At 51.0% G+C, this 7,242-nt stretch carries 4 protein-coding genes; all 4 read right to left on the bottom strand.

Features of this window, described 5'->3' with window-relative positions; translation table 11 throughout:
* Nucleotides 1-786: 786 nt before the first annotated feature.
* Nucleotides 787-1,071 carry a GIY-YIG nuclease family protein gene (locus tag L1285_RS15285; RefSeq protein ID WP_268836090.1) on the bottom strand — a complete coding sequence of 95 codons (285 nt, stop codon included), beginning with the start codon at nt 1,069-1,071 and terminating at the stop codon, nt 787-789.
* A 627-nt stretch (nt 1,072-1,698) separates the two neighbouring features.
* Nucleotides 1,699-4,815 (bottom strand): efflux RND transporter permease subunit, encoded by a 3,117-nt coding sequence (locus L1285_RS15280; RefSeq protein ID WP_235413061.1) that lies wholly within the window; start codon nt 4,813-4,815, stop codon nt 1,699-1,701.
* Nucleotides 4,812-6,122 (bottom strand): efflux RND transporter periplasmic adaptor subunit, encoded by a 1,311-nt coding sequence (locus tag L1285_RS15275; protein WP_235413060.1) that lies wholly within the window; start codon nt 6,120-6,122, stop codon nt 4,812-4,814. The genes L1285_RS15280 and L1285_RS15275 overlap by 4 nt, the downstream gene beginning before the upstream one ends.
* Complete coding sequence (locus L1285_RS15270) at nt 6,112-6,753, bottom strand: TetR/AcrR family transcriptional regulator (RefSeq protein WP_235413059.1); 642 nt, start codon at nt 6,751-6,753, stop codon at nt 6,112-6,114. Before L1285_RS15270 ends, L1285_RS15275 begins: the two co-directional genes overlap by 11 nt.
* Nucleotides 6,754-7,242 lie beyond the last annotated feature (489 nt).

Raw genomic sequence — 7,242 nt, 5'->3', positions numbered from 1 at the left:
GGTGAGCAGATCCCGTGTCGAGCACGGGATGACCCAAGTGGGGCTAGGCAAGTCAGTGTCTAAAACACGCTGCCCATCAAAATTTGTTGTATACAGTGCTATTGACCCTGTTGTGCCTGACTCAATTTGATGCACCATCTCGAGTTCCTAACCACTGTCGCCCGCCCTGCGAGCCCCTTGTCATCCCGGCCTCCGAGCCGGGAACCATCCAAAAGACAACTTAATTACCGCAGATAAAAAGCGGGTGTTCAGGCTATAAGATCAAGTTGCCCACCGCGCAGCCGGTGAGCAGATCCCGTGTCGAGCACGGGATGACGGAAGTGGGGCCCGGCAAGTCAGTGTCTAAAATACGCTGCCCATCAAAATTTGTTGTATACAGTGCTATTGACCCTGTTGTGCCTGACTCAATTCGATGCACCATCTCGAGTTCCTAACCACTGTCGCCCGACCTCCGAGCCCCTTGTCTTCCCGGCCTCCGAGCCCCTTGTCATCCCGGCCTTCGAGCCGGGAACCATCCGGAAGACAACTTAAATATCGCAGATAAAAAACGGGTTTTCAGGCTCTGAGATAGAATGAACGCACCGCGCAGCCGGTAAGCAGATCCCGTGTCGAGCACAGGATGACCAAGTAATGAGTTTAGTAGACTGATAGTTGGTACGTATGTGCAACATCTGAAAATCAAAGCTGACACAAATCACTTTTATCTGTGTCTCAATTTGTTTGTATCGCCAGATAGAAAAGCAACCAATTGAACTCCCCTAGCCAACTCCAGAGTTCACTCATTGATTAAATTGAATAGTACATATCCCGCCAATCAAGGTTCACTTTTTCAATGAGTTCAATTTTCCAACTTCGTCGCCAACGCTTGAGCTGCTTCTCTCTTTTGATTGCACTTTGAATGCTTTGGCTAATTTCGAAGTATACAAGGTTAAAGACCTCATACTTGGCCGTAAAACATGTTGAATCGACTCTAGTCTTGTGCTGCCAGACCCTTTTCTTCAGATGCGTAGTAACACCTACGTATAACGTCCCATAGGGAGCCGAAGCCATGATGTAAACATATGCTTGCATTAGAAAATCCTTTTCCTCTTCTCAAAATAGGATCTTAGTCCAGATTGAACATGCAGGCTTATTAAATATACTTAAGACACGCTATAGTTGCCCACTGTGTCGCCGGTAAGCAGATCCCGTGTCGAGCACGGGATGACCCAAGTGGGGCTAGGCAAGTCAGTGTCTAAAACTCGCTGCCCATCAAAATTTGTTGTATACAGTGCTACTGAATTCCTTTTACCTGACTCTGCTCCATGCGCCATTCAAGGTGCCTAATCGCAGTCATCCCGGCCTCCGAGCCCCTTGTCATCCCGGCCTCCGAGCCGGGAACCATCCGGAAGACAACATAAATATCGCAGATAACAAGCGGGTTTTCAGGCTATGAGATAAAGTTGCCCACTGTGTCGCCGGTAAGCAGATCCCGTGTCGAGCACGGGATGACGGAAGTGGGGCCTTGCACGTCAGTGACTGGAACACACGACTTACTAAAAAAAGTTGCTCACCGTGTCGTCGGTAAGCAGATCCCGTGTCGAGCACGGGGATGACCCAAGTGGGGCTAGGCAAGTCAGTGTCTGGAACACACGGCTTACTAAAAAAGATAGACAACAGAGCGCCCCAAAACCATTGATTTGGGGGCGCTCAAGCGGACTAGGCTTTGGCCTGTGATTCACTCAAGTGGTGTTGAGCTGCGAGGCCTCTGTCTTCGAGGATCACATACAGGCATGGCAGGATAAACAGCACCAACAAAGACGACGCTGCAATGCCAAACAACAGGCTTACCACCAGGGGCTGTAAGATCTGGGCCTGCAAGCTGGTTTCCAAAAGCAGTGGTAACATGCCCGCCACTGTGGTCGCGGTGGTGATGAAGACTGCCCTGAAGCGCTCCCGTGCCGCCTGCACTGCTGCCTGATGTGCATCCAGTCCTTGCTTTTGATGCTCCTTGATATAAGTCACCAGCAAGATGGAGTCATTCACAACGATCCCGGCTAAGGAGACAAACCCCATCATGCTGGGAATAGTAAAGTCGTAGCCGAGCAGCACGTGGCCCCATAGCGCGCCGATCAGCGCCAGCGGGATAGCCAGCATGACCATTACAGGCTCCATATAGCTTCTGAACTGAAAGCTCAAAATAATGAAGACACCCACCAGTCCCATCAGGAACTTTTTGCCAATCGACGAGCCGGTGCTGCCGCCTTCTTTTACTTCTCCTTCATAGCTCACAGACAGCGACGGATATTTGGCCAGTAGTGGCGCCACCACGGTTTGGTCAACCGCAGCGATGATCTCACCGGTATTGGCAATGGCCGCGTCAACGTCGCCAATTATGGTTACCGAGCGCTGACCATCAACCCGGTTAATCCGCGCATAGCCCCGCGCGGGGATCAGCTCAGCCACTGCCGAGAGCGGGATCTGTCTGCCATCGGCCAGCGTGATCGGGTAATTCTGTAACTGCCACCAGGACGACTTATCTGCTTTTCTCAGCCTGACGTCCAGCTCAATGGTTTCATCACCGCGCTGAAACTCATCGGCCTTTTGACCAAAGAAAGCGGTTCTCAGCTGATTGGCGATAGTTGCGCCATCCACGCCCAGTGACATTGCTCCCGGCAACAGACGCACCAGCCATTCTTCTTTACCCGGACGCAGGTCGTCCATCAGGTTTTGCACCCCATCGTACTCAGCCAGCGCTTGCTGAATTTCGAATGATGCACTCGACAACATGGCCAGATCGTCGCCATACAGGCGGATCTCAATTGCGCGCCCGGCAGGCCCCACTGCAGGCTGCTTAAATGCCAATGCCAGAGATCCGGGAATTTCACCAACCGCTTCGCGCCAGCGGTCCTGTAACAATAGCAAACTGGTATTGCGTGTTTCAGCCGTCAGCAAATCGGCACGCACCGTCGCCACATGGGTGCCCTCCTCACCGGCATCCTGGTTGCTGTTGTATTCAACAATCACGTTTTGCACCAGCGCCTGTTGTTCTGGCTGCTCCGGCGTAAACGCTTCATCTAATTTGTTTAGTTCATTCACGGCTCGAGCAACCAGCAGCTCTGTTTCATACAAAGGCGTGCCCTGTGGCATCAGCAGGCGCATTTCAAGAATATCGCCTTCCAGCTCGGGGAACGCTTTGAACTTCAAAAACCCTCCTGCCATCAAAGAAATACTCAGGAAGAACAGCGCAAGTACCCCGCCCACGGCCGCATAACGGTATGTCACTGCGCGTTCCACCCAGTCGACTAACACCTCAGTGCGAAAACGTTCAAAGCGCTGGTTAAACCGTGCCTTAAAACCAGATGCCGGTGTATCCTGTTTTTTATGCAGTGAATGCAACAAATGGTTAGGCAGAATAAGGAAGGCCTCAACCAGGCTCACAACCAGCACGGCCAACAACATTTGCGGAAATACTTTCATGATCTGGCCGATATCGCCCGCGATAAATGCCAGCCCGACAAACACAGAGGCGGTGGTCAAAAACGACGACAACACACCGGGCGCAACCTGTTTAACGCCTTTGATCACCCCTTCTTCCACGCCTTCGCCACGCTCAACATGACTGGCAATGCTTTCGGCAATCACAATGGCATCATCCATCAATATGCCGATAGCCATTAACATGCCCACCATAGAGATCATATTGATGCTGACGCCCAGCACCGTCATCAGCCAGAATGCGCCAAGAAACGATATAGGCAAACCCATAGATACCCAGAACGAGTAGCGCCAGGTAAAAAACAGCCACATGACGGCAAACACCAGTAAAAAGCCCTGCCAGGAGTTAGTCGTGAGCATAGCCAAACGGTCGGAGACAATTTTGGCCTGATCGGAAGTCAGTGCCATCTCAATCCCTGCGGGGATCAGCTGGCGCTCCAGTTCAACAAATTTATATACCTGCTCAACCAGGTCCAGTGCATCCTGCGCTTTGGTTTTCTTGATTTTCAGCAAAGCGGCCGGTTTGCCATTAAACTCAACTTTTGCCTCGTCCAGTTCAAACCGTTCGGTCACCTTACCTAAGTCTTTAAGCTTAAGTTGCCCGCCCGACTGAGTGCTGGCTATTACCAGCTCGCCCAGCTCTTTGGCCGTTACGCCCTGCTGGTCAAAACGAATTTGCAGTGTTTTACCCTGGGTTTCTAAATTACCGGCGGGCAGCTTGATATTTTGTCGCTCAATGTGACTGACCACATCGTTAATCGACAAACCGTACTGGCGCAGCAAAGCCAGAGACAGCTCAACTCTGAGCTGACGGTCAGAAAAGCCGTGGATCTCTACCAAAGAGATATCCGGCAGCCGCTGCAATTTGCGCTTAACCGACTCGGCATAGTCTTTTAGCTCAGCCGCAGGTAAATCGGCACTGATAGCTAACGTGATCAACGACTCAGTGCGACCAAGCTCTTTAATAACCGGGCTTTCGGCCTTGTCCGGAAAGGTGTCGATGGCGTCGACTTCGGTTTTTACATCCGACATCAGCCGGGTAATATCGCCACCTTCTTGTATTTCGACAATCATTTTGGCCATGCTTTCGCGCGCTTCGCAGGTGATTTGCTCAATATCACTGAGTCCGTCCATGGCTTCTTCGAGCGGTACACATAACGCAAGCTCAGATTCTTCCGGGTTTGCACCTGGGTATGGCACACTCACCTGAATTTGACTTGGTGCGATTTCAGGAAAAGTTTCTCGCTTCAGCTGAGGGAGTGCACTTAGCCCAAGCACAATAATGGCCAGCATCAGCAGGTTGGCCGCTGTTGGGTGACGAGCAAAATAGGCAATCATAACACCGGCTCCCCGGCAGCAGTCGTGCGCAGCGCTCGGCCCGGTACAGCCGGAATAACGTCACTGAGCACCACAACATCACCTGTGCTGACGCCCTGTCTGATCACAGTGCGACCATTGGATTCAAATGCCACTTCTACAGTACGAATAGCCAGCTTGCCGTCTTCCAGCAGGTAAAGCCTGTCGCCATGCAGCGCTTGCGATGGCACCGACAACAAAGGCCGGGGCGCACCTTTTACCTTTACTTCAACGTACATGTCGCTGATCAGTGGTGGCCGCTTACCCGGCTCAAATGCTTTGTAATCAAAGGCCACATCCACAATCAGAGTGACGGTATTGCCTTCGGGGTCGATGCTTTCACCCACACTGGTCAGTTTGCCCTGCCAGCTAAACTGCTTGTTACCAATGTACAAACTGGCCTCGGCATCCAGATCCCAGGTTTGTACATCCGGGAATTCGCCTTCGATAAGTTGCGGCGACAAGTACTGACCAAAGTGGCGCATGTCGCTCAAGGCTACCTGAACCGGGATCTCCATCAGATCGGTACGGTGCGCCGTCACCAGGCTTTCACGCTCGGCCACCACTTGCTGCATTTCAACGCTTACGTCGGCAATGCGGGCGTCAAACGGCAAGGTCAAAGTGGTTTTTGCCAGTTTACGTTCGGCTTCACTGAGACGGGCCTGGGCCAGCTTTACTTTAGCCTCGGCCACTGCCATGTTGTCGGGATGCTGGTTTACGGCATTACTCACATCCAGCACTTTTTGCTCCTGTGCCCAGACATTGGCCTGCTCGGCATCTACCGTAGAAGCCGATACCGAGCCCGACTTAAGCAGCCCCTGCTTACGTTTTAACTCTTTTTGCAACACGCTCAGGCGCTGCTCTTCGAGGCGCAAAGACAAAGACAGTTTTTCGTCGTTGAGCCTGGTGCGCGACAATTCGGCCTCTGCAGAATTAAGGTCAGAGCGTGCCTGAGCCAGTTTAAGCTCGTAATCGATCGGGTCGATTTTAACTAGTACCGTGCCCGCTTTCAGTGCTTTGCCTTTTTCCAGATTGGGATGCCGATAGATAACCCGGCCGCTAACCTCAGACAGTGCCTGCCAGCGCTCCTTGGGGCGCACCCGACCAAACCCGGTCACATAGGGCGCTATCCGAGTGGTTTTGACTTGTGCGGTGTCCACCAGCAAGGCCTCTACACCATTATTGTGTTTTTGTGGCGGCTTTTTGCCCGACGCCAGAGCGATTAAAATCACAATGCCCAGCACAGGTAATACCAACAGCCAGCGTCTTTGTTGCCAGTTAATCTTCATGTTTTTCTCTCTCTTTAAAACAGCCATACTTGAACATATTGGCGTTATGGGTTGCCATTTTTGTCAGCTGTTCATCGTTAAATTCGATTCCCATGGCTTTGGCCATGCCTTCTCGCATATACCAGGGGAAAATCAATAAGCCCATCAGGTTTAATATCAGCAACCTGTCATCCAGATCTTCTTTGATAAGCCCCTGCTGTTTGAACTTGGCCAGCATGCCAAAGAAAAACGGTTTACGGGTGTTTTGCAGCTTGTCTATCAGATAGTCCCGGCAGATCCCCTGCTCCAGCACGATTTCTTTAAACATCAAAATAGGAAATGACGGCGACTGTTTGATCACGTCATAGAAAATATGAAAGATATCTTCCAAATCAAACGCCCTGTCCTCACTCAGGGCTTTTTCAATGCCCGCTACCACCTCTCCGGTGACCTCCATAAACATGGCTTTGTAAAGGCCTTCTTTATTTTCAAAGTAATAGCGGATCAGCGCAGCATCGACACCAGCCTCTTGCGCCAGCATGCGCGTAGTCACCTGAGAATAAGGGGCGGTGGTAAAACAGCGCCTGGCAGCGAGCACCAGCCGTGCTCTGCCATCTTCATCGTTTTTATCGGGACGACCTCGGGATTTCATAATGCTCCTGTTTACACCTGCGCTGACACGATGGTTTACGCACCGAGCCAAGCGCAGGCGATTAATTCAACACCTGATGAATAAGCTAATTCTAGGGCACAGATAATTTTTGACCACAGAAACAATTCTTCAATTCAGGGGCGTTTGATGAATTGCCAGGTTTGGAGTGGCGAGAAAAGCGGCCTGACATATTGTTAGCGAACAGATCCCGTGGTTAAGCGCAAGAACTACCATTACATACCCAAAACAGTCATCCAACAAACCGGAACACCCGCTCAAAAAATAAACATTTTGATAACTTAATTCACGCTCATACCGACCAATTTAGGCTGGGTAGTAAGTTTCCCGTTAAAAAAGTTACAAGTGATGAACACATTAATATTCAATTGGGCTATTATTTAACACCATAACAACAGTTGCACGCACTTACTTCAATCACAGTGAAATGAAGGTGAGCATAGCGTAAGTCGTACCTCAACAGCTAACTTA

The sequence above is a fragment of the Pseudoalteromonas sp. DL2-H2.2 genome (genome assembly GCF_021532535.1).
Lineage (GTDB): Bacteria > Pseudomonadota > Gammaproteobacteria > Enterobacterales > Alteromonadaceae > Pseudoalteromonas > Pseudoalteromonas rubra_A.
The sequence above is the reverse complement of the archived record's forward strand: the minus strand, read 5'-3'. Positions and strand labels throughout refer to the sequence as shown.